We start from the raw sequence: 22,268 nt of genomic DNA, 5'->3' as shown, positions 1-22,268 counted from the left end.
TGCGGGACGCAGAGGCTTCTACTTGTCGATGTCGCCGACGACGAAGAAGAGCGAGCCCAGGATCGCCACCATGTCGGCGACCAGGGTGCCCGGCAGCATTTCGCCGAGCACCTGGATGTTGTTGTACGAGGCGGAGCGGAGCTTCAGCCGGTACGGGGTCTTCTCGCCCCTGGACACCAGGTAGTAGCCGTTGATGCCGAGCGGGTTCTCGGTCCAGGCGTAGGTGTGGCCCTCGGGGGCCTTCAGGACCTTGGGCAGTCGCTGGTTGATCGGCCCGGGCGCCAGGTCCGCCATGCGGTCCAGGCAGGCATCCGCCAGGTCCAGGCAATTGTGCGACTGCTCCAGCAGGCACTCGAAGCGGGCCAGGCAGTCGCCTTCGGTGCGCGTGACGACCTTGAGGGTGTCGCCGAGTTCCCCGTACGCGAGGTACGGCTCGTCGCGCCGCAGATCGAAGTCGACGCCCGAGGCGCGGGCGATCGGCCCGGACACCCCGTACGCGTGCACGGTCTCGGCGGACAGCACGCCCACGTTGCGGGTGCGGCCCCGGAAGATCTCGTTGCCGAGCACCAGGTTGTCGTACACGTCCATCCGGGACCGGACCGAGGCGACGGCGTCCCGGGCGCGGCCGAGCCAGCCGGCGGGGAGGTCCTCCTTGAGGCCGCCGACCCGGTTGAACATGTAGTGCATCCGGCCGCCGGAGACCTCCTCCATCACGGCCTGGAGCTCCTCGCGCTCGCGGAACGCGTGGAACACCGGGGTGATCCCGCCGAGTTCGAGCGGGTACGAGCCGAGGAACATCAGATGGTTCAGGATCCGGTTCAGTTCGGCGAGCAGGGTGCGTGTCCAGACCGCCCGTTCCGGAACCTCCATGCCGAGCATGCGCTCCACGGCCATGACGACGCCCAGCTCGTTGGAGAACGCCGACAGCCAGTCGTGGCGGTTGGCGAGCATCACGATCTGCCGGTAGTCGCGGGCCTCGAACAGTTTCTCCGCGCCGCGGTGCATATAGCCGATGACCGGTTCGGCGTGCTGGACGCGTTCGCCGTCGAGAACGACGCGCAGTCGGAGCACGCCGTGGGTGGAGGGGTGCTGAGGGCCGATGTTGAGCACCATGTCGGTGCTCTCCGCCGCGCCGCCGATGCCGACCGTCGTCTCCGTCATACGGCCAGTATTCCCTGAACGGTGGGGTCGCGGGGCGCTGGGCCACTGGGCGGCGGGCGGCAGGACGGCCGGGCGGCGAGGCCGGCGGCCGGCGGGACGGCGGTGCGGCAAGGACGGAGACAGGGCGGGACGGCCGGGCGGCGAGCGGCACGGGGGCGGGCTCGGCGATGGGCAGGGCACGGGCAACAGGGATCGGGTACGGGGCGCGGGGTCGGGTGCGGAACGCCTACGCGGTGCGGGACCGTGGGCGCGTACGGGGTGTGGGCCGGAGCGAGGGCCCGTGCACGCGGGGTGGGCGGGCCCAGACGCTCGCCCACTGATCCGTTCACGTCCCGGGCGCCGACCGCCCCACGCGCTGCACCAGCCAGCCGAAGTCGCCCAGGCCGCCCCGGGCCGTCAGCTCGGCCGCCTCGCCCGCCGAGGCCAGGGCCCGCACATACCCGGCCGGGTCGGTGGACGCCAGGGACAGGGACGGACGCCCGCCGTCGATGCCGAGGCGGTGCAGCGCCTCGCGCTGCGTCAGTACCTCGGACGAGGTGATCGTCGGCTCGGACGAGGTGATCGTGGGCTTGGACGAGGTGGGCGTGGGCTTGGACGAGGCGGACGCGCCGGGCCGTGTGCCGCCCCCGGCCGCCGCCGCGCACGCGTCCAGCGCCACGTGCGAGGTGAGGTCGCAGCCGCCGTCCGGCACCGGCCGCACCTCGCGGCCCGACCGGAAGCCGGTGAGGGTGCCGAAGGGCGGCCGCGTCCCGCGCGCGTGGGCGTAGTCGACCGCCACCGCGAGCCCGCGGTCCAGTGCGGACACCGCACGCGCCCACGCCGCGTCGCGCGGGCGGCCGATCTCCGCCCGGCCGCCCGGCCCGGACGACGGCCACCAGCGGCGCAGCCACTCCGCGTCGGCCCCGGCCACCGGCTCGCCCAGCTTCTCCGCGCCGTCCGAGGCCCGCACCAGGACGTACCGGTCGACGCCGTCCTTGTCGGTCTCCGCGACCTCGGTCGGAACGTTGTCCAGCCACTCGTTGGCGAAGAGGAGACCGCGCACCCCCGACGGCGGTTCGGCGCACCACTCGATCCGGGGATCGAGCCCGGCCGGGCGGGCGGCGACCTCCACGGCGTACGCGCGTACGACGAGTCCGTCGGCGGCCTCGGCGGGTAGTGCCGCCAGCACCCCCGTCAGCAGTTCGGCACGCCCCGCCCCGAGGTCGACCAGGTCGACCTCCCCGGTGCCCAGCTCCCGTGCCGTGCGCACCAGCAGCCGGGCGACGGCGGAGGCGAACAGGGGGGACGCGTGGACGGAGGTACGGAAGTGACCGGCCGGCCCCTCGGGCCTGCGGTAGAACCCCGCGTCCCCGTACAGAGCGGTCTGCGCCGCCTCACGCCACCTGCGCCACTCACCCGTTACGCCCTTCAAGCCCGTCACGTGCCAAGTCTCCACCTTGGGGAGTACGGGCCCGCAGGGCGGATCGGCCCTTCGGTTGACCCGGGCACCTTCCGCCTTCCCTACGCTGGATCATGTGCAGCGTCTCTACGCCTTTCTCCGCAGACACCCGACGGGCGTCGACACCTTCTGGGCTGTCTTCCTCCTCGGGCTCTCCGGACTGTCGGCGGTGGCGAGGGCGGAGGGTGGCGGGGAGCCGCTGGCCATCGCGTTGATCGCCCTCGGCCTGTGCACCGTCGTAGCGCTGCGCCGTCGCGCCCCGGAGAAGATGCTGCTGCTGGCCGTCGCGATGGGTGTCGCCCAACTGCTGACCGGGGTCGTGCCGAACAGTGCCAACTTCGCGATGCTGGTGATCGTGTTCACCGTGGCGGCGGTGGGGAAGCGCTGGGCTTCACGACTGGCGCTGGGATGCAGCCTGGGCGCGGCGGGCCTCGCCCAGTTGCGCTGGCCGGCGGACACGGAGCAGTCCGGCTGGCTCCAGCAGGTTTTCGTCATCGTCGTGCTGACCGTGCCGTTCGTGCTGGCCTGGGTGCTCGGCGACTCGATGCGCACCCGGCGGGCCTACTTCAACCAGCTGGAGGAGCGGGCCGCCCGGCTGGAGCGGGAGCGCGAGGCCCAGTCGAAGGTCGCGGTGGCCGCCGAGCGGGCCCGGATCGCCCGCGAACTCCATGACGTCGTCGCGCACAACGTCTCGGTGATGGTGGTGCAGGCCGATGGAGCCGCGTACGTCATGGACACGGCTCCCGACCAGGCCAAACAGGCCCTGGAGACCATCTCCGACACCGGAAGGCAGGCCCTCGCCGAAATGCGGCGGCTGCTCGGGGTGCTGCGGACCGGGGACGCGCAGGAGAGCGGGGAGTACGTTCCGCAGCCCGACGTCGGTCAGATCGAGGTCCTGGTCGAACAGGTGCGGCAGACCGGTCTGCCCGTCGACTTCAAGATCGAGGGAACGCCGCGCGCGCTGCCCAGCGGGGTCGAGCTGACCGCGTACCGGATCGTGCAGGAGGCGCTGACCAACACTCGCAAGCACGGCGGCCCGGATGCCGGGGCCAGCGTGCGGCTGGTCTACTTCGACGACGGGCTCGGGTTGCTGATCGAGGACGACGGGCGGGGCGCGTCGCACGAGATGTACGAGGACGGGGGCGCCGACGGGGCGGGGCACGGGATGATCGGGATGCGCGAGCGGGTCGGCATGGTCGGCGGAACGCTGGACGCCGGGCCGCGGCCGGGCGGCGGCTTCCGGATCAGTGTGCTGCTGCCGCTCAAACCGGCCCACTGACGTTCCGGGCGGCCCACCCCCGTCCCTTCGTTCCGGATGGCCCACCCACCCCTTCGCCCCGGATGATGCGGGACAGACGGATGATGCGGACCAGGCAGATGATGCGGGACAGACAGGAGACAGACACTCATGGCGATCCGCGTGATGCTCGTCGACGACCAGGTGCTGCTGCGCACCGGATTCCGGATGGTGCTCGCCGCCCAGCCGGACATGGAGGTCGTGGCCGAGGCCGGTGATGGCGCGGAGGCGATCGAAATCCTGCGCTCCACCGCCGTCGACGTGGTGCTGATGGACGTCCGGATGCCGAGGCTGGACGGTGTGGAGGCCACCCGGCGCATCTGCGCCCAGCCGGACGCGCCCAAGGTGCTCATCCTGACCACGTTCGACCTCGACGAGTACGCCTTCTCCGGGCTGAAGGCCGGGGCCAGCGGCTTCATGCTCAAGGACGTGCCGCCCGCCGAGCTGCTCAACGCCATCCGCGCCGTGCACAGCGGTGACGCCGTCGTCGCCCCGTCCACCACCCGCCGCCTGCTCGACCGCTTCTCGCCGATGCTGCCGGGCGGCCGGAGCGAACCGAAGCACCAGGGCATCGGCAAGCTCACCGATCGCGAGCGCGAGGTGATGCTGCTGGTGGCGCAGGGGCTGTCGAACGGCGAGATCGCGGCACGCCTGGTGCTCTCCGAGGCGACCGTGAAGACGCATGTGGGCCGCATCCTCACCAAGCTGGACCTGCGCGACCGGGTGCGGGTCGTCGTCCTCGCGTACGAGACCGGGCTGGTCCGGGCCGGTGGCGGGGCCGGGGCCTGACCGTCCCGCCCGGACACGGACGGCGCGTCGCGGCACCGGACGCGGCGCGTCCGGATCGGGACCGGGGCGCGTCCGGACCGGGATCAAACACATCCGCTTCGACCGCCCGACCGCCCGACCGCCCGACCGCCCGACCGACAGACCGGCCGAACCGGGCTCAGCGCAGGATGCCCTCCAGGAAGTCGCTGCCGAGCCGGGCCACCGTGGTCAGATCCAGTTGGTGCAGTACGTACCGGCCGCGCCGACGCGTGGTGACCAGTCCCGCCTTCTTCAGCACCGCGAGATGCCGGGAGACCTCGGGGGCCGTGATGTTGTGTGTGTCGGCGAGCTCGCCGGTCGTGTGCGCGGAACGGGCGAGATGGCGGCACAGGCGCATCCGCATGGGGTGGGCCAGCGCCTCCATACGCAGCTGGAGCAGATCCACGGAGGCCGGGGAGGGCAGCTCGGGCTGGTGCACCGGGTAGTGGATCACCGGCCGCCAGCCCGGCGCGTACAGCAGGTTGAGGTGCGGCCAGCCGAAGGTGGACGGGACGAGCGTGAGGCCGGGGCCCGCGGCGCTGGTCCGGCCGTCGCACAGCTTGTCCGCGCTGATCAGGGTCCGCCCCTCGTCGAGGGTCAGCGCCGTGGACACCGCCTCCAGCGCCTCGGCGAGCCCCTTGCGGCGCAGCAGGTCCGTCTTGTGCCGGGCGTCGGCGACCAGCTGGACCCGCACCCGCTGCCAGGTCTCGGCGAAGAACGCCTGGTCGCAGTCCTCGAAGAGGCGCCGGACCCAGCGGCGCAGGGGCTCGGGGTCGGCCAGCAGCTGCTGGGCGAACTCCACCTGGCGGGGGCCCCGCGCCGCCGCCATCTCCAGGGCGCGGGCGCGCATCGTCGGGTTGCCGAGCGGGGAGGGGGCGCCGAGCCCGTACAGACCGGTGCAGGTGAACTCCAGGGCGGCGGACACGAACCGCTCGTCGTCCATCCGGTCGAGGATGTCCAGGTCCTCGGTGAGGTCGGCGCCCGTTCTTCCGTCGCTGCCCCGCACTCCGGCGAACGCCAGGAAGACGTCCGAGAACGTGTGGCGCCACAGGAAGTCGGCCTCGTGCAGCCGGTCGGCGAGATCGGGCTCCAACGAACTGGCCGTCGCCGTCGCCCAGCCGTGCAGGCCCGGGTGGTGACCGGGTTCGGAGAGGGCGTGCAGGGCCAGGCCGAGTTCGGCGAGGGGAGAGGTCTCGAAGACGATTCGTTCGGGGGCCAGGCCCTTGATGTCGATGTGCACGCTCACCCCTCCATGGTGCGGGGTGCGCCCGGAAGTCACTTTCCCGTTTGACGGTGGTCGTCAAATGACGGGCCGTACGGGCAGGCCGGGCCCACGCTGAGGCGATGGACGCCATTCAGCAGCACATGTTCGACAACTATCGCGCGGCCGTGCGGGGGGGGAGGCGCCGCCGCCGTCGCCGGGCCGGTACGACTGGGCGGTGCTGCGCGGGGCGCGTGACTCGCGCCGGTTCGCCGCCGTGATCGCGGGACGTCCGGTGCGCGTCCGGTCCGCTCGTGTCCGGTCCGCGGGGCGGTTCGCGGGCGGATCCCGGCGGGCGGTGCTGCGGGCCCTGCGCACGATGTTCGCCCGCCGCCCCCGGCCGGTGCGGTGATCCGACCGGGGGCGGGGCACGGGGTACGGGGCGCGGCCCTCGCGGAGAAGCGAACGCGGTGAGGGGCCGGTCGCGGTTACGAGGGCGCCGCGAGGTCCGGGCCGGGTGAGCCGGGACCAGGACCCGAACCGGGACGCCCCGGAGCGGCTCGGCCGGGTCTACGAGGACGCCACCCGGTCCAGGAACGCGGCCACCGCCTCCCGGACATCGGCCGCCGTCCACTCCAGCCCCTCCCGTCCCACCGTGACCTCGGTGAACGCGACCCCGGGTGGGCCGACGGGCGCGGAGCGCCAGCTCTGGAAGAGCGCCACGCCCGTCTCCTCGGCCTGCCGCACCGACGCCTCGGTCAGGGCTTCGGCGCCGTACGGCAGCCACACCTGGAACTGGTGTGTGTGCGGGGGCTCCGGATGCACCCGGAACCAGCCGGCGCCGGCCGCCGCGAGGCCCTCGGCCAGCGCCCCGGCCACCACCTTCGCCTGTGCCACGTACGACGGGATCAGGGGAAGCTCCCGGTCCAGGCCGATCAGCGCGGCGAGCGCCGCCGGGAACTGCTGGAAGAGCTGCCCGCCGTACCGGTGGCGCCAGACGCGGGCCTCCTCGATCAGGGACTCAGGACCGGCCAGCGCGGCCCCGGAGAGCCCGCCGAGGGTCTTGTAGAACGAGACGTACACGCTGTCCGCGAGCGCCGCGACCTCCGGCAGCTCCCGCCCGAAGTGGGGAGCGCACTCCCACAGCCGCGCGCCGTCCACATGCACCACCGCGTCGCGTTCCCGCGCCGCCGCGACGACCGTCTCCAGCTCCTCCCAACTGGGCAGGACGAAACCGGCGTCGCGCAGCGGCAGTTCCAGCATCAGCGTGCCGAACGGCTCGGGCAGGTCGCGGACCTCCTCCGCCGTGGGCTGGCGAGGCTGGGACGTCGGGTGGACGGTACGCAGCCCGCTCACCACACCCAGTGCGTCGCGCTCATGCACCTCCGGGTGGGCCAGGGGGTGCAGCGCCACTGTCGGGTCACCGGTCCGCCCGGCCCAGCACCGCAGCGCGACCTGCTGTGCCATCGTCCCGGTCGGGAAGAACGCCGCGGCCTCCATGCCCAGCAGTTCCGCGACCCGCTGCTCCAGCTCGGCGACCACACCGTCTCCGTACACGTCGGAGGGTTGGCCGAGATCGGTGACGGTCCCGGCCTCCGCCGCCAGCACGGCCAGACGTTCGCCGACGGAGAGGTGCACCGGCAGCCGGTTCAGGGTCCGCTCGGCGGAACGCCAGGCCCGCAGCTTGCGCAGCCGCTGCTCGTCCGCCGACGGCCGCTCGTCGGCGGACGCCGTGTCGGCGGCGCGCGTCGTGTCCGTCGCATCCGTCGCATGTGCCACCCGTGCAGTTTGTGTCACTTGTTCCGTGCCTGTTGTGTGTATCGCGTGTGCTGTTTGCGCCGTGCGCGTCGTGTGTGATGTGCGTGTCGCGTCCGTCGTGCCCACTGGATCCGTCATGGGGCGATCATCACGCAGGGAGCGGTTCGGCCCCGCACGCTTTTCCTGTGCCTTCCCGTGCACCTGTGCTTTCCCGTGCGGGGGACGTGCGCGCGGGGCTTTGGCCGCGCCCGTCCCGACCGGCCGCGCCCCGTGCGGCGTTCCCCACAGGCTGTGGACGGACGGGAGCCCGGACGCGACGCTGGCGTAGCATTCAGAGGAATCGTCCGGTACCCCCTGCGGACTGGAACGGAAGGTCACCGCCGAGTGAACGCAACACCTCCCAAGGAACACCTCGACGCGAGGGACCGCCCCGCTCGCCTCACGGTCGGCGTTGTGGGCGCGGGCCGCGTCGGACCCGCCCTCGCCGCGTCCCTTCGGCTTGCGGGGCACCGTCCGGTCGCCGTGTCGGGCGTCTCCGAGGCGTCCGTACGCCGGGCCGCCGCCCTGCTCCCCGAGGTCCCGCTGGTGCCGCCCGCCGAGGTACTGGCGCGTGCCGAGCTGGTCCTGCTGACCGTGCCCGACGACGCCCTGCCCGGCCTGGTCGAGGGCCTGGCCGGAACGGGCGCGGTGCGGCCGGGACAACTGCTCGTCCACACCTCGGGGCGGTACGGGACGAAGGTGCTGGACCCCGCCCTGCGGGCCGGTGCGCTGCCGCTGGCCCTGCACCCGGTGATGACGTTCACCGGCACCTCCGTCGACGTCCAGCGGCTGGCCGGCTGCTCCTTCGGCGTGACCGCTCCCGAGGAGCTGCGGCTGGCCGCCGAGGCCCTGGTCATCGAGATGGGCGGGGAGCCCGAGTGGATCGCGGAGGAGGCCCGCCCGCTCTATCACGCGGCGCTCGCCCTCGGTGCGAACCACCTGGTCACCCTGGTCGCCCAGTCGATGGAGCTGCTGCGTACGGCCGGCGTCGCCGCCCCCGACCGGATGCTCGGTCCGCTCCTGGGCGCCGCGCTCGACAACGCCCTGCGCTCCGGCGACGCGGCCCTGACCGGCCCGGTGGCCCGCGGTGACGCGGGCACGGTCGCCGCCCACATCGACGAGCTGCGCAGGCACGCACCGCAGACCGTGGCCGGATACATCGCGATGGCCCGCGCCACCGCCGACCGCGCCCTCGCCCATGGCATGCTCAAGCCGGAACCGGCCGAGAACCTGCTCGGGGTGCTGGCCGACGACCCCGGCAGCACGGGCGGCAGCGGACCACGGGAGCCCTGATGACCAGCATGCCCGGCCGCCTCGGATCCACTTCCGTACCCGGATCCACTTCCGTACCTGGAATCACTTCCATGCCCGGAGTCGAAACTTCAGCACCCGGAACCACCCCCGTTCCTTCCGTACCCGGTCCCACCCCCGCACCCGACACACCCCCTGCCACCACCATGCACACCACCGCCCGCGCAGCCGCTCACACGCCCGCAGGTACGCCGGCGGACGCGCCCGCCCGCACCTGCGCCGACGACCCTTCGGCCCCGGCGGCTCCGGCCACCCCGCCGACGTCCCGCTCGGCCTCGGTCGCCCTGCTCGGTACGGCCGCCGAACTCACCGCTCTCGCCCCGCTCAAGGGCCCCCGAGCCGTCGTCATGACCATGGGTGCCCTGCACGAGGGCCACGCCACCCTGATCCGCGCCGCCCGCGCGGCGGCGGGTCCGGACGGCCAGGTCGTCGTCACCGTCTTCGTCAATCCGCTCCAGTTCGGCGAGACGGCCGACCTGGAGCGCTACCCCCGCACCCTCGAAGCCGATCTCGCCGTGGCGGGCGCGGCCGGGGCGGACGCAGTCTTCGCGCCGTCCGCCGACGAGGTCTACCCCGGCGGCGAACCACAGGTCCGGATCTCGGCGGGGCCCATGGGCGAGCGGCTCGAAGGCGCCTTCCGCCCGGGGCACTTCGACGGCATGCTCACCGTCGTCGCCAAGCTCCTCCACCTCACCCGCCCCGACATCGCGTTCTACGGGCAGAAGGACGCCCAGCAGCTGGCGCTGATCCGCCGCATGGTGCGCGATCTGAACTTCCCCGTGGAGATCGTCGGCGTGCCGACCGTCCGTGAACCGGACGGCCTCGCGCTCTCCAGCCGCAACCGCTTCCTGGACGTCGAGGAGCGCCGCACCGCCCTCGCCCTGTCCCGCGCCCTGTTCGCGGCGCGGGACCGGCTCGCCGCCCAGCAGGCGCTGCACGCCCGCGCGCAGACCACCGCGGCGACCACCGACCGGGCCGCCGCGCTCACGGCGCTGGGCGAGATCCGCGCCGCCGCCGACACCCAGGCGGTGGCCCTGGCCCGTCCGGTGGACGGGCCCGCGGCGGTGCGGGCCGCGGCGCGGCTGGTCCTCGACGACGCGGCCGCCGAACAGCCGCCACTGGTCCTGGACTACCTCGCGCTCGTGGACCCGTCCGACTTCTCCGAGATCCCCGACGACCGCACCAGCGGCGACGCGATCCTCGCGGTCGCCGCCAAGGTCGGCGCGACCCGCCTCATCGACAACATCCCGCTGACCTTCGGAGCCACCACGTGACCGGAATACGGCTGACCGCCCCCGCCCCCGGCTGGTCCATCGACGCCGACGTCGTGGTGGTCGGCTCGGGCGTGGCCGGTCTCACCGCCGCGCTGCGCTGCGCCGCCGCGGGCCTCGCCACCGTCGTCGTCACCAAGGCCCGCCTCGACGACGGCTCCACCCGCTGGGCGCAGGGCGGCATCGCCGCGGCCCTCGGCGAGGGCGACAGCCCCGAACAGCACCTGGACGACACCCTGGTCGCGGGCGCGGGCCTGTGCGACGAGGACGCGGTACGGGTCCTGGTCACCGAGGGCGCCGACGCCGTACGCAGGCTCATCGGGACCGGCGCCCGCTTCGACACCACGGACGGCGGCGACATCGCGCTGACCCGGGAGGGCGGCCACCACCGCAACCGCATCGCCCACGCGGGCGGCGACGCCACGGGCGCCGAGATCTCCCGGGCCCTGGTCGCGGCGGTCCGCGAGGCCGCCCTGCGGACCATCGAGAACGCCCTCGTCCTGGACCTCCTCACCGACGCCGACGGCCGTACCGCGGGCGTCACCCTGCACGTCATGGGCGAGGGCCGGCACGACGGCGTCGGCGCGGTCCACGCCCCCGCCGTGGTCCTCGCCACCGGCGGCATGGGCCAGGTCTTCTCCGCCACCACCAACCCCGCGGTCTCCACCGGGGACGGCGTGGCCCTGGCGCTGCGGGCCGGGGCGGAGGTCTCGGACCTCGAATTCGTCCAGTTCCACCCCACGGTCCTCTACCTCGGTGCCGACTCCGAGGGCCAGCAGCCCCTGGTGTCGGAAGCGGTGCGGGGGGAGGGCGCCCATCTCGTCGACGCCTCCGGCACGCGCTTCATGGCCGGGCAGCACGAACTGGCGGAACTGGCTCCGCGCGACATCGTGGCCAAGGCCATCACGCGCCGGATGGAGTCGCACGGCACCGAGCACATGTACCTCGACGCCCGCCACTTCGGGGCCGCCATGTGGGAGCGGCGCTTCCCCACGATCCTGGCCGCCTGCCGTGCCCACGGCATCGACCCGGTCACCGAGCCCATCCCTGTGGCACCGGCCGCGCACTACGCCTCCGGCGGTGTACGCACCGACCTGCGCGGGCGCACGACCGTACCGGGTCTGTACGCCTGTGGGGAGGTCGCTTGCACCGGCGTGCACGGCGCGAACCGGCTGGCGTCCAACTCCCTCCTGGAGGGTCTCGTCTTCGCCGAACGCATCGCGGCGGACATCGTCGAGCAGGCGAACGGCACCGGGCAGGCGAACGGTGCCAAGTGGCCGACGAACGGCGCCGGGCAGGCGAACGGTGCCGAGTGGTCAAGGAGCGTCGGGCAGGTGAACGGCACCGAGCGGGCCGGCGGCACCGGGTGGTCCAGAGACACCGAGCGGACGAACGGCACCGGGCAGGGGCCCGAATCCGAGGAGACCGGCAATCGGCCCGGCGCCACTGCCGCGCCCTCTGACGCCCTCCCCGCCCTGTCCCCGCTGCTCGACCCCGAGGCGCGCGGCACCATCCAGCGGATCATGACCCGAGGCGCCGGAGTCCTCCGCTCCGCCGAGAGCCTGGCCGCTGCCGCGGAGGCGCTCGACGCCCTGCACGACGGGGCCGCGCGGGCAGCCGCCTCCGACACTTCCGCGCCCGGCCCTGCCGCCCCGGGTGCCTCCACCGCTGATGCCTCCGCCCCGGACGCAGCCGCACCGGACCCCGCCGACGGCCTCAAGCCCGCCGAGCCCGGCGTCGAGGCGTGGGAGGCCACCAACCTGCTGCTCGTCTCGCGCGTCCTGGTCGCCGCTGCCCGCCGCCGCGAGGAGACCCGCGGCTGCCACTGGCGCGAGGACCTGCCCGAGCGCGACGACGCGAACTGGCGCCGTCACCTCGTCGTCCGGCTCACGCCGGAGCGCCGGCTCGTCGTCCGCCGGACGGAGACCGAGGCGTTCGAGCCCGTACGCCCCCTGCGGGCGCCGGACCGCACGGCGGTATGCCCGGTAACATCCCCGGTCCGCCCCGCCGGCCATTCCGCCGCCTGATCCACCCCCCGCCGACGTGACCGAGGAGTCGCAACCGTGAGCACGCCCGAAGAAAACCCGCGCCCCACGCCCGTGGACGTACCGCTGATCCAGATCGGGGCGCCCGCACCGTCCGCGGGCGGCGGCTGCGGGGACGGCTGTGGCTGCGGCGCCGACGGCACCGAGGAATGGGAGTGCGGCCTCGACCCCGACCTCGCCCAGCTCCTCGCCGACGCGGGACTCGACCCGGTCCAGGTCGAGGACGTCGCGCACGTCGCCCTCGCGGAGGACCTCGACGGCGGTGTCGACGTCACCACCGTCGCCACGGTCGCCGAGGACGCCATGGCCACCGGCGACTTCACCGCCCGAGAGGCGGGTGTGGTGGCCGGTCTGCGCATCGCCGAGGCGGTCCTGTCGATCGTCTGCACCGAGGAGTTCACGGTCGAGCGGCACGTCGAGGACGGCGATCGGGTCGCCCCCGGCCAGAAGCTGCTGACCGTCACCACCCGCACCCGCGACCTGCTGACCGGCGAGCGCAGCGCGCTCAACCTGCTGTGCAGGCTCTCCGGCATCGCGACCGCCACCCGCGCCTGGGCCGACGTGCTGGAGGGCACGAAGGCCAAGGTCCGCGACACCCGCAAGACCACCCCCGGCCTGCGTGCCATGGAGAAGTACGCGGTGCGCTGCGGCGGCGGCGTCAACCACCGCATGTCCCTGTCGGACGCCGCGCTGGTCAAGGACAACCACGTCATCGCGGCGGGCGGGGTCGCCGAGGCGTTCAAGCGGGTGCGGGACGCGTTCCCCGACGTACCGATCGAGGTCGAGGTCGACACCCTCCAGCAGGTCCGCGAGGTCCTCGACGCAGGCGCCGACCTGATCCTGCTGGACAACCTCACCCCCCTCCAGACCGCCGAGGCCGTCGCCCTGGTCGACGGCCGTGCGGTCCTGGAGTCGTCCGGGCGGCTCTCCCTCGACGCCGCGCGCGCCTATGCGGAGGCGGGCGTCGACTTCCTGGCCGTCGGCGCGCTCACCCACTCCTCGCCGATCCTGGACATCGGCCTGGACTTCCGGGACACCGCCGACACGGAGGCCGCAGCGGCCGGCACCGACGCCGACGCCGTGCGGACCGACACCGACGGGACCGACGCCTGATGCTGCTCACCATCGATGTCGGCAACACCCACACCGTCCTCGGCCTCTTCGACCGGGAGGAGATCGTCGAGCACTGGCGGATCTCCACCGACGCCCGCCGCACCGCCGACGAACTCGCGGTCCTGCTCCAGGGCCTGATGGGGTCCCACCCCCTGCTCGGCGAAGAACTGGGCGACGGCATCGAGGGCATCGCGATCTGTTCCACCGTCCCCGCCGTTCTGCACGAACTGCGCGAGGTGACTCGCCGCTACTACGGCGATGTGCCCGCGGTCCTCGTGGAGCCGGGCGTCAAGACCGGGGTGCCGATCCTGATGGACAACCCGAAGGAGGTCGGCGCGGACCGCATCATCAACGCAGTCGCCGCCGTCGATCTGTACGGCGGTCCGGCGATCGTCGTCGACTTCGGCACCGCCACCACCTTCGACGCGATCTCCGCGCGCGGAGAGTACACCGGTGGGATCATCGCGCCCGGCATCGAGATCTCGGTCGAGGCACTCGGCGTCAGGGGCGCCCAGCTCCGCAAGATCGAGCTGGCCAAGCCGCGCAGTGTGATCGGCAAGAACACGGTCGAGGCGATGCAGGCGGGCATCATCTACGGCTTCGCCGGACAGGTCGACGGCGTCGTCGCACGGATGAAGAGGGAGCTGGCGGCCGACCCCGACGACGTCACGGTCATCGCGACGGGGGGTCTTGCGCCGATGGTGTTGGGCGAGTCCTCCGCCATCGACGAGCACGAGCCGTGGCTGACCCTCATCGGCCTGCGGCTGGTCTACGAGCGGAACGTCTCCCGGATGTAGCCGGCACCCGGCTCACCTGCGAGAACGGCGCGGCGGCAGGGGGGCCTCCGCCGCGCCGCCAACACCCAGTTAAGCGGATTTTGTCCATTTAGCACGTATTGTCGCGCCATGCCCACGCCTTACGGATCACGCGGCGGTATGGCGTTCGGCGCGGACGAGCTGCGTGTGCTCCGACGCGCCCTCGCCGTCGCCCTGCACCCCGCCCCCCTGCCCGACGAGGATGTCCAGGACTGCCTGCGGCTGGCGAGCGCGGTCGACGAGGCGGTGGGCGAGGCGGGACGGCTGCGTGCCTTCCTCCTCGCCGACCTCGCCCGCTACCGTGACGCCCTCCCCGGTTCCGCCAGCGGATACCTGGAACTCCTCCAGGACGCCCTCACGGGTGGATACGACCCGCGCTCCGACGATCTCGCCGCGCTGCGTGCCCTGCGGCACCGGCCGGCGGCGGCCTCGCTCCTGGCGCGCTGCCAGGTGCTCGCGGAACGCTCGGTGCGGGCCCGCCTCGCCGGGCGTGCCGTCTCCGCGGCGCCCCCCGCGCCCCGGAGTCACCTGCTCGCCCTGCCCGGCGGCCGGGTGGGGGACGCGGAACCGGAACGGCCCGGGACGCCGGAGAAGCAGCCGCGGCCCGCCCCGCCGTCCAAGCGTCCGGCGGCGCCCAAGCCCTCCGAGGTGTTCCCGCCGCGCCGCCGCCCGACCCCGCAGCCACCGAGGCAGCGGGCCGCCGGATAGCCGTGCTCGGCGAGGCCGGGCGGCCCGCCGCGCGCCCGGAGGGTGCGCGCGGAAGTCCGCGCCGGCCTCGCTACTCTGGGAGCCATGGACTATGTATCGGCGCTCGTGCCCCCCGTGGTGATGGCCGTCTTCTTCATCGGCCTGGTCGTGACGATCATCAAGAGCCAGGGTGGTCCCAACAAGGCCAAAGAAGACGCGGCCGTGGACGCGGCGATGAACCGCGCCGAGTCGGTCCAGCAGGCTCCCCGGGGCGGCGCCTGAGCGCTCCGCGTCCGGTGCTCCGTCTTTCGGGGGTGCGCGAACCCCCGGTAGTGCGTCAAAGGGCGTACGGCTCTCCATGAGCCGTACGCCCTTTCGCGTCCACGAGTCGCACGAAGACGCGCATGGGCCGCACGAAGAGCCGGGCATTTCGGGCAATCGGCACTAAAATGCCACTGTGCCCCGTCCATTGGGAGAACTGGAAGACGCCGTGATGACACGGGTCTGGCAATGGAACCGCCCGGTCACCGTGCGAGAAGTTCTTGAGGACCTTCAGCGGGAACGCTCCATCGCCTACACCACCGTCATGACGGTAATGGACAATCTCCATCAGAAGGGCTGGTTGCGCAGGGAAGTCGACGGCCGCGCTTATCGATATACGGCGGTCTCCACCCGCGCCGCCTACTCGGCCGCACTGATGAACGAAGCATGGTCGCGCAGCGACAACCCGGCGGCCGCCCTTGTCGCCTTCTTCGGCATGATGTCGGCCGAACAGCGCGAGGCGCTCCGCGACGCCATGCGGATCGTCCGCCCGCAACTGCCCGACGCCCCGGCGCGCGAGCTGCCCGGCGAGCGGGAGGAAACCCCGCCCGGAGTTCCGGACCGGTCCCCGGTGGGCGAACCCGGGGTCGAGCCGGGGAACGGACCGACGGGCGGGCGCGGGAGTGAGGAGACCGGGAAACCGGCCGTCGATCAGGCCGGACGGCGGGCCGGAGATCGGGTCGATGTTCCGGTCGATGACGCCGGGCCGGCCACCGGGCGATAGCGTCGGGGTATGTCCTCAGAGCTTCCGCATAGCGATTTCCATACCAAGCCGTCGGTTATAAACACGGCAGTCACCATCCGGCGTGCCAGGACCAGTGATGTGGCATCCATCCGCCGTCTCCTCGACGGGTACGTACAGGAAGGCATCCTGCTCGACAAAGCGACGGTGACGCTTTACGAGCACATCCAGGAGTTCTGGATCGCGGAACGCGACGAGGACGCACGGGTCATCGGATGCGGTGCACTGCATGTGATGTGGGAAGACCTGGCCGAAGTGCGCACTCTCGCGGTCGACCACAGTCTCAGGGGTGTCGGAGTCGGACATCAAGTGCTGGACAAGTTGTTGCGGACCGCCCGCTGGCTGGGCGTACGCAGGGTTTTCTGTCTGACCTTCGAAGTCGACTTCTTCGCGAAGCACGGCTTCGTCGAGATCGGAGAGACTCCGGTCGACGGAGATGTCTACAGCGAGCTGCTCCGTTCCTATGACGAGGGTGTCGCGGAGTTCCTGGGTCTCGAACGAGTGAAGCCGAACACCCTGGGCAACAGTCGGATGCTTCTGCACCTGTGACCGCCACAAGAAGCCGTGGCCCTATGTCCGAATCGCGCATGTTTCCCGGCTTCTCGCGATCCTGAACCTCTGCCGAGGGTTTGTGTTTTCCGGAGAAAAGCGGTTTCCTTTCCGCGTACTGCATTTTCGATGAAAGGAAATCCGGTGGCACAGAAGGTTCAGGTCCTTCTTGTCGACGACCTCGACGGCGGCGAGGCGGACGAGACGGTCACTTTCGCTCTCGACGGCAAGACGTACGAGATCGACCTCACCACGAGCAACGCGGACAAGCTCCGCAGCCTTCTCGAGCCGTACACCAAGGGTGGCCGACGCACGGGCGGCCGCGCGACGTCCGGTCGCGGCAGGGGCCGCGCCGCCGCCGGCGGCAACAAGGACACCGCGGAGATCCGTAAGTGGGCGCGCGAGAACGGCCACACCGTGAACGACCGCGGCCGTGTCCCCGCCGACATCCGTGAGGCTTACGAGAAGGCCAACAGCTGAGCTGCCGACCCATTGGTCGGCCGCCCGGCTCGGGCGCGCGTCAACCGGGCCCGGTGGCACTCGGCGGCCACCGCGTCCACGAGCCGCATGAGATCGGGAGCATCCCCACCGCTGCTCCCGGGGCCGACGAGGTCCGGAAGCTCCGGCCCTCCGTCGCGCGGCAGCCCGGGGGCCGCAGCCACGCGGCGGCCCCTGACCGGCGGGCCGTCCCGCCGGGCGGCACCGGCGCGTCGATCCGGCCACTCCTGCCGACGGCCCTCGGGGAGAGGGTGACTCCGCCCCACTCCAGCCGGTCGAGCAGTCCGGGCACTTCTTCGGCACTTCGCGGCGCCACCAGCGAGCTCGTCCGAGAGCGGGTCGACGCCGCCGGCCCGGTGCCGTCCACGCGCCGCAGTACCGCGCGGCCCACGGCGGCGGGCACCCCGAGAACGTCGGACAGCAGCCCGGTCGGCAGCCGCACCGGTGCGATGCCCTCCGTGGCCCGGCCGAGCTTGTGCTCGTACCACCGGGCCCAGCGTGCGACCTCCTCCTCATGCCCGCGCCGCCCGTCGTCGGACGGCGGCGCGGTGAGCGGGGAGGTGTCGGACATGCCGGAGGAACGCAGGAGTCCCGTTCGAGGTTACGCAGCGTGCGCGATCGGGTGCTCGGTGCATCCGGAACGGGGGTGTGCGGAGGGGGTAGGGCGCGCAAATATGTTCGCCCATAGCGGAGGGAACCGCCGCGCGTCGCATGGACTGTCTGTAATTGCGGGTATGACTTCCCTAGTGGGGAGGGGCGACACGCAGGCCCGGACATCTCCCGTTCGCCAACGGCGTAGTGGCGAAAGGCGTATCTGTCTGGCCTGCGGGAACATCGTCTCGCACCATCGGGTTGGAGCAGATGTCGGCGTTCGGGCGCTGAGGAAGGGCGACTCCGTCCTCGTGGGAGCGGGGTGATCCGGCCGGTGCCGGCAGTTGGAATGAGCGGTCCCCGCTTGCGGGACTAAGCTGCGGAAGGACAGGGAGGGGACCGACCCCTTACTGCCTGACCGCTCTGAGGAGCGATTAACGATGTTCGAGAGGTTCACCGACCGCGCGCGGCGGGTTGTCGTCCTGGCTCAGGAAGAAGCCCGGATGCTCAACCACAACTACATCGGCACCGAGCACATCCTCCTGGGCCTGATCCACGAGGGTGAGGGTGTCGCCGCTAAGGCCCTGGAGAGCCTCGGGATCTCGCTCGAGGCGGTCCGCCAGCAGGTGGAGGAGATCATCGGCCAGGGCCAGCAGGCCCCGTCCGGGCACATCCCCTTCACGCCCCGGGCCAAGAAGGTCCTGGAGCTGTCGCTCCGCGAGGCCCTCCAGCTCGGCCACAACTACATCGGCACCGAGCACATCCTGCTCGGCCTGATCCGCGAGGGCGAGGGCGTCGCCGCCCAGGTCCTCGTGAAGCTCGGAGCCGATCTCAACCGGGTGCGGCAGCAGGTCATCCAGCTGCTCTCCGGCTACTCGGGCAGCAAGGAGGCCGCCACCGCGGGCGGACCCGCGGAAGGCACGCCCTCCACATCCCTGGTGCTCGACCAGTTCGGCCGGAATCTCACCCAGGCCGCCCGCGAATCCAAGCTCGACCCGGTCATCGGGCGCGAGAAGGAGATCGAGCGGGTCATGCAGGTGCTGTCCCGCCGTACCAAGAACAACCCGGTGCTCATCGGCGAGCCCGGCGTCGGCAAGACGGCCGTCGTCGAGGGGCTGGCGCAGGCCATCGTCAAGGGTGAGGTGCCCGAGACCCTCAAGGACAAGCACCTCTACACCCTGGACCTCGGCGCCCTGGTCGCCGGCTCCCGCTACCGCGGTGACTTCGAGGAGCGCCTGAAGAAGGTCCTCAAGGAGATCCGCACCCGCGGCGACATCATCCTGTTCATCGACGAGCTCCACACCCTGGTGGGCGCGGGTGCCGCCGAGGGCGCGATCGACGCCGCCAGCATCCTCAAGCCGATGCTGGCCCGCGGCGAGCTGCAGACCATCGGCGCCACGACGCTCGACGAGTACCGCAAGCACCTGGAGAAGGACGCCGCGCTGGAGCGCCGCTTCCAGCCGATCCAGGTCGCGGAGCCGTCGCTGCCGCACGCGATCGAGATCCTCAAGGGTCTGCGCGACCGCTACGAGGCCCACCACCGCGTCTCCATCACGGACGAGGCGCTGGTCCAGGCCGCGACCCTGGCCGACCGGTACATCTCCGACCGCTTCCTGCCGGACAAGGCGATCGACCTGATCGACGAGGCCGGATCCCGGATGCGTATCCGCCGGATGACCGCGCCGCCGGACCTCCGCGAGTTCGACGAGAAGATCGCCGCCGTCCGCCGGGACAAGGAGTCCGCGATCGACTCGCAGGACTTCGAGAAGGCCGCGTCCCTGCGCGACAAGGAGAAGCAGCTCCTCGCCGCGAAGGCCAAGCGCGAGAAGGAATGGAAGGCCGGCGACATGGATGTCGTGGCCGAGGTCGACGGCGAGCTGATCGCCGAGGTCCTGGCCACCGCGACCGGCATTCCCGTCTTCAAATTGACCGAGGAGGAGTCCTCGCGTCTGCTGCGCATGGAGGACGAGCTCCACAAGCGCGTCATCGGCCAGAAGGACGCCATCAAGGCCCTTTCGCAGGCGATCCGCCGTACGCGAGCCGGCCTGAAGGACCCGAAGCGCCCCGGTGGTTCGTTCATCTTCGCCGGCCCGTCCGGTGTCGGTAAGACCGAACTCTCCAAGACGCTCGCCGAATTCCTCTTCGGCGACGAGGACGCGCTGATCGCTCTCGACATGTCGGAGTTCAGCGAGAAGCACACCGTTTCCCGTCTTTTCGGTTCTCCGCCCGGTTACGTGGGTTACGAAGAGGGCGGCCAGCTCACCGAGAAGGTGCGCCGCAAGCCGTTCTCCGTCGTCCTCTTCGACGAGGTCGAGAAGGCCCACCCCGATATCTTCAATTCCCTGCTCCAGATTCTGGAAGACGGTCGTCTGACCGACTCCCAGGGTCGGGTCGTGGACTTCAAGAACACGGTCATCATCATGACGACCAACCTCGGGACCCGGGACATCTCCAAGGGCTTCAACCTGGGCTTCGCCGCTCAGGGCGACGTCAAGACCGGTTACGAGCGGATGAAGAACAAGGTCAACGAAGAGCTCAAGCAGCACTTCCGCCCCGAGTTCCTCAACCGTGTCGACGACACGGTCGTCTTCCACCAGCTCAGCGAGGAAGACATCATCCAGATCGTCGACCTCATGCTCGCCAAGGTGGACGAGCGTCTGAAGGACCGCGACATGGGCATCGAGCTGAGCTCGGACGCCAAGTTGCTGCTGGCGAAGAGGGGCTACGACCCCGTCATGGGCGCCCGGCCGCTGCGCCGGACGATCCAGCGCGAGATCGAGGACATCCTCTCCGAGAAGATCCTCTTCGGCGAGCTGCGGCCCGGTCACATCGTGGTCGTCGGCATCGAGGGCGAGGGTGACGACAAGAAGTTCACCTTCCGCGGCGAGGAGAAGTCGGCGCTGCCTGACGTCCCGCCGATCGAGCAGGCGGCGGGCGGCGCGGGTCCGAACCTGTCGAAGGACGCGTGAGAACGCCGTGAGGACGCGATCGGGCGTCTGAACGACTGAAGGGGCTGCCCCGGACCGTGGAGAACGGTCGGGGGCAGCCCCTTTTCGCGCCCCGCCCCGGTGGCACCCGGGCGGTCCGTTCCGTAGGGGCGTCCGGGACCGTCGGAGGCGCGCACGGCGAGTGCCGGTGACCGTGGGCGGTACCCGGCCGAGGCCGGCGGCGCGCTCCGAGACGGGCCGGGCTGCCCGGGATGCACCGCGCCGAGGAGGGCCGGGCCGCGCTGTGCCGCGCCGCACCGGGCTGCCCGCGTTACGCCGCGCCGAATGCGCCGAGTCGAGCCGGGCTGGGCCGCGCTACGCGCTCGAAGGCGCGCCGCACCGGGCCGAGACGGGTTGATGACCGCTGGGCAGCGTGCCCGTGGCGTCGAGCAGCCGTACCCATGGCGCCGTCCCCGTGACGCTGTGCTGCCGTGGGCCCCGTCCGTGGCACCTCCACGCCCTGGGCGCGAGGCCGTCGGCCGGCGGTAGGGGCGGGGGGCGAAGGTCCCGAGACGGACGGGCTTCGGGCCCACCGGCGGTGACAAGGCACACAGCCCGATTCGGGCCTACTACGACCGATAGGGGAGCAGGCCGTGATCCACACGGCGGTGTGGCCCCTCGTGCGAGGAGGGGGGGTACGGAGCCGGGGAAAAGAAACCTGGATAAGTAGGTTTAGTGCGTTTATGGGGGCTTCGAGCTGCGATTGGGCATGCTCCGAGTGGCGGTCCCGGCGGGGTGGGATTCGGTGGCGGGCGGGGCGGGTCGCGGGTGGTTCGCCAGGCTTCATCTACGGTTTTTGTTCGTAGATGAGGGGTTTGAGCACCGGCGAGGGTGCGGGTTACCAAGGAACGGCCAGTCCGGCCGAAGCGTCGGTTTCCCGTCATCTCGGAGGATTTCCGCATATGTCGAAGCGCGTTCCGTTCCTGCACTCCCGCCGCCCGTCCCTGTCCCGTGTCCGTGGTGCCGTGGTGGCAGCCGGTCTGGGGTCGACGATGATGGTCGGTGCGGGTGCCGCGTTCGCGGCTGCGGTGGGCTCCCCCGATGCCGCGCGCCTGATCGACAGCACCGCCGCCCGCTCGGTCGCCCAGCAGGCGGCTGTGCAGGGCAAGGCGGCCAAGGCCGCCGAGACCGAACGCGTGGCGGCCCGCAACGCGGCCGTGCAGAAGGCGGCGAGCTGGGAGAAGCCGGTCAAGCGCTACGAGCTGAGCGCGAGCTTCGGCAACGATGGCAGCCGCTGGGCCCACAAGCACTCCGGCCAGGACTTCGCCGTTCCGGTCGGCACGAAGGTCGGGGCCGCGCACAGCGGCGTCGTCGTGAAGGCCGGGTCGAACGGCGGCGGCGACGGCCCCGCGTACGGCAACGCCATCGTGATCAAGCACGGCAACGGCACGTACTCGCAGTACGCGCATCTGTCGGAGATCGACGTGCACGTCGGCCAGTCCGTGACGACTGGTGAGCGGATCGGGCTCTCCGGCAACACCGGCAACTCCAGCGGCCCGCACCTGCACTTCGAGATCCGCCACACCGCCGACTACGGCTCCGCGGTGGACCCGGTCCCGTTCCTGCACAAGAAGGGCGTCGGGGTCTGACCCGGCCGCCTTCCGGCCCATGACCGGGTTCCCTCGGTCGTGGCAGCG

General features: G+C 71.9%; 18 protein-coding genes and 1 pseudogene. 14 read left to right on the top strand and 5 right to left on the bottom strand.

Annotated elements, in window-relative coordinates:
- Nucleotides 1–18: 18 nt before the first annotated feature.
- Nucleotides 19–1,161, bottom strand: a complete 1,143-nt coding sequence (locus tag ACIHCL_RS31190) for an NADH-quinone oxidoreductase subunit D (RefSeq protein WP_399867243.1) — start codon at nt 1,159–1,161, stop codon at nt 19–21.
- 325 nt (nt 1,162–1,486) lie between these two features.
- A complete protein-coding gene (locus tag ACIHCL_RS31185; protein WP_399867242.1) occupies nt 1,487–2,581 on the bottom strand; it encodes an SAM-dependent methyltransferase in 1,095 nt (364 codons plus the stop codon).
- Between the two features lie 94 nt (nt 2,582–2,675).
- On the opposite strand from ACIHCL_RS31185, the gene ACIHCL_RS31180 reads away from it, so the two are divergent.
- On the top strand, nt 2,676–3,878 hold the full coding sequence (locus ACIHCL_RS31180) for a sensor histidine kinase (RefSeq protein ID WP_399867240.1): 1,203 nt from the start codon (nt 2,676–2,678) through the stop codon (nt 3,876–3,878).
- A gap of 129 nt (nt 3,879–4,007) precedes the next feature.
- Complete coding sequence (locus ACIHCL_RS31175) at nt 4,008–4,685, top strand: response regulator (RefSeq protein ID WP_399867239.1); 678 nt, start codon at nt 4,008–4,010, stop codon at nt 4,683–4,685.
- A 157-nt stretch (nt 4,686–4,842) separates the two neighbouring features.
- On the opposite strand, the gene ACIHCL_RS31170 is transcribed toward ACIHCL_RS31175, so the two are convergent.
- On the bottom strand, nt 4,843–5,943 hold the full coding sequence (locus ACIHCL_RS31170; protein ID WP_399867308.1) for a DUF5937 family protein: 1,101 nt from the start codon (nt 5,941–5,943) through the stop codon (nt 4,843–4,845).
- 531 nt (nt 5,944–6,474) lie between these two features.
- Nucleotides 6,475–7,701 carry a threonine aldolase family protein gene (locus ACIHCL_RS31165; protein ID WP_399867236.1) on the bottom strand — a complete coding sequence of 409 codons (1,227 nt, stop codon included), beginning with the start codon at nt 7,699–7,701 and terminating at the stop codon, nt 6,475–6,477.
- 345 nt (nt 7,702–8,046) lie between these two features.
- Between ACIHCL_RS31165 and ACIHCL_RS31160 the strand changes: the two genes are divergently transcribed.
- The 10 genes from ACIHCL_RS31160 to ACIHCL_RS31115 all read left to right on the top strand — a co-directional run bounded on the left by ACIHCL_RS31160 (nt 8,047) and on the right by ACIHCL_RS31115 (nt 17,035).
- A complete protein-coding gene (locus ACIHCL_RS31160; RefSeq protein WP_399867235.1) occupies nt 8,047–8,994 on the top strand; it encodes a Rossmann-like and DUF2520 domain-containing protein in 948 nt (315 codons plus the stop codon).
- A gap of 164 nt (nt 8,995–9,158) precedes the next feature.
- Entirely contained in the window at nt 9,159–10,286 is a 1,128-nt protein-coding gene (gene panC / locus ACIHCL_RS31155; protein ID WP_399867234.1) for a pantoate--beta-alanine ligase, read from the top strand.
- Nucleotides 10,283–12,310: an L-aspartate oxidase gene (locus ACIHCL_RS31150; protein ID WP_399867232.1), complete on the top strand. Its 2,028-nt coding sequence runs from the start codon at nt 10,283–10,285 to the stop codon at nt 12,308–12,310. Before panC ends, ACIHCL_RS31150 begins: the two co-directional genes overlap by 4 nt.
- A 36-nt stretch (nt 12,311–12,346) precedes the next feature.
- Complete coding sequence (gene nadC / locus ACIHCL_RS31145) at nt 12,347–13,441, top strand: carboxylating nicotinate-nucleotide diphosphorylase (protein ID WP_399867230.1); 1,095 nt, start codon at nt 12,347–12,349, stop codon at nt 13,439–13,441.
- Nucleotides 13,441–14,238 (top strand): type III pantothenate kinase, encoded by a 798-nt coding sequence (locus tag ACIHCL_RS31140; protein WP_399867228.1) that lies wholly within the window; start codon nt 13,441–13,443, stop codon nt 14,236–14,238. Before nadC ends, ACIHCL_RS31140 begins: the two co-directional genes overlap by 1 nt.
- Nucleotides 14,239–14,376: 138 nt before the next feature.
- Nucleotides 14,377–14,964: a hypothetical protein gene (locus tag ACIHCL_RS31135; RefSeq protein ID WP_399867307.1), complete on the top strand. Its 588-nt coding sequence runs from the start codon at nt 14,377–14,379 to the stop codon at nt 14,962–14,964.
- Between the two features lie 84 nt (nt 14,965–15,048).
- Nucleotides 15,049–15,225: a hypothetical protein gene (locus ACIHCL_RS31130; RefSeq protein WP_399867226.1), complete on the top strand. Its 177-nt coding sequence runs from the start codon at nt 15,049–15,051 to the stop codon at nt 15,223–15,225.
- 211 nt (nt 15,226–15,436) lie between these two features.
- Nucleotides 15,437–15,988 (top strand): BlaI/MecI/CopY family transcriptional regulator, encoded by a 552-nt coding sequence (locus ACIHCL_RS31125; protein WP_399867305.1) that lies wholly within the window; start codon nt 15,437–15,439, stop codon nt 15,986–15,988.
- 9 nt (nt 15,989–15,997) lie between these two features.
- Nucleotides 15,998–16,555 carry an amino-acid N-acetyltransferase gene (locus tag ACIHCL_RS31120; protein ID WP_399867223.1) on the top strand — a complete coding sequence of 186 codons (558 nt, stop codon included), beginning with the start codon at nt 15,998–16,000 and terminating at the stop codon, nt 16,553–16,555.
- Between the two features lie 144 nt (nt 16,556–16,699).
- The gene (locus ACIHCL_RS31115; protein ID WP_399867221.1) at nt 16,700–17,035 is read left to right on the top strand and encodes an Lsr2 family protein; all 336 of its coding nucleotides are present in this window, start codon (nt 16,700–16,702) and stop codon (nt 17,033–17,035) included.
- Here ACIHCL_RS31115 and ACIHCL_RS31110 read toward each other — a convergent pair.
- Nucleotides 17,014–17,624, bottom strand: a pseudogene (locus ACIHCL_RS31110) (SCO3374 family protein). The gene ACIHCL_RS31115 and the pseudogene ACIHCL_RS31110 sit on opposite strands and share 22 nt — an antisense overlap.
- 460 nt (nt 17,625–18,084) lie before the next feature.
- Here ACIHCL_RS31110 and ACIHCL_RS31105 point away from each other — a divergent pair.
- Both ACIHCL_RS31105 and ACIHCL_RS31100 read left to right on the top strand, forming a co-directional pair.
- On the top strand, nt 18,085–20,613 hold the full coding sequence (locus ACIHCL_RS31105; protein ID WP_399867218.1) for an ATP-dependent Clp protease ATP-binding subunit: 2,529 nt from the start codon (nt 18,085–18,087) through the stop codon (nt 20,611–20,613).
- Between the two features lie 920 nt (nt 20,614–21,533).
- Entirely contained in the window at nt 21,534–22,220 is a 687-nt protein-coding gene (locus tag ACIHCL_RS31100; RefSeq protein ID WP_399867216.1) for a M23 family metallopeptidase, read from the top strand.
- Nucleotides 22,221–22,268 lie beyond the last annotated feature (48 nt).

This window comes from Streptomyces sp. NPDC052042 (genome assembly GCF_044548345.1).
Lineage (GTDB): Bacteria > Actinomycetota > Actinomycetes > Streptomycetales > Streptomycetaceae > Streptomyces.
Note: the sequence above shows the minus strand (reverse complement) of the source record. Positions and strands in the feature narration are given on the sequence as shown.

Excerpts from the sequence above, each read along its gene's own strand:
- ACIHCL_RS31130 (WP_399867226.1), top strand. The coding sequence starts at position 15,049 with ATGGACTATGTATCGGCGCTCGTGCCCCCCGTGGTGATGGCCGTCTTC.
- ACIHCL_RS31105 (WP_399867218.1), top strand. The coding sequence starts at position 18,085 with ATGTTCGAGAGGTTCACCGACCGCGCGCGGCGGGTTGTCGTCCTGGCT.
- panC (WP_399867234.1), top strand. The coding sequence starts at position 9,159 with ATGCACACCACCGCCCGCGCAGCCGCTCACACGCCCGCAGGTACGCCG.
- ACIHCL_RS31190 (WP_399867243.1), bottom strand. The coding sequence starts at position 1,161 with ATGACGGAGACGACGGTCGGCATCGGCGGCGCGGCGGAGAGCACCGAC.
- ACIHCL_RS31120 (WP_399867223.1), top strand. The coding sequence starts at position 15,998 with ATGTCCTCAGAGCTTCCGCATAGCGATTTCCATACCAAGCCGTCGGTT.
- ACIHCL_RS31140 (WP_399867228.1), top strand. The coding sequence starts at position 13,441 with ATGCTGCTCACCATCGATGTCGGCAACACCCACACCGTCCTCGGCCTC.
- ACIHCL_RS31175 (WP_399867239.1), top strand. The coding sequence starts at position 4,008 with ATGGCGATCCGCGTGATGCTCGTCGACGACCAGGTGCTGCTGCGCACC.
- ACIHCL_RS31135 (WP_399867307.1), top strand. The coding sequence starts at position 14,377 with ATGGCGTTCGGCGCGGACGAGCTGCGTGTGCTCCGACGCGCCCTCGCC.
- ACIHCL_RS31125 (WP_399867305.1), top strand. The coding sequence starts at position 15,437 with ATGACACGGGTCTGGCAATGGAACCGCCCGGTCACCGTGCGAGAAGTT.
- ACIHCL_RS31100 (WP_399867216.1), top strand. The coding sequence starts at position 21,534 with ATGTCGAAGCGCGTTCCGTTCCTGCACTCCCGCCGCCCGTCCCTGTCC.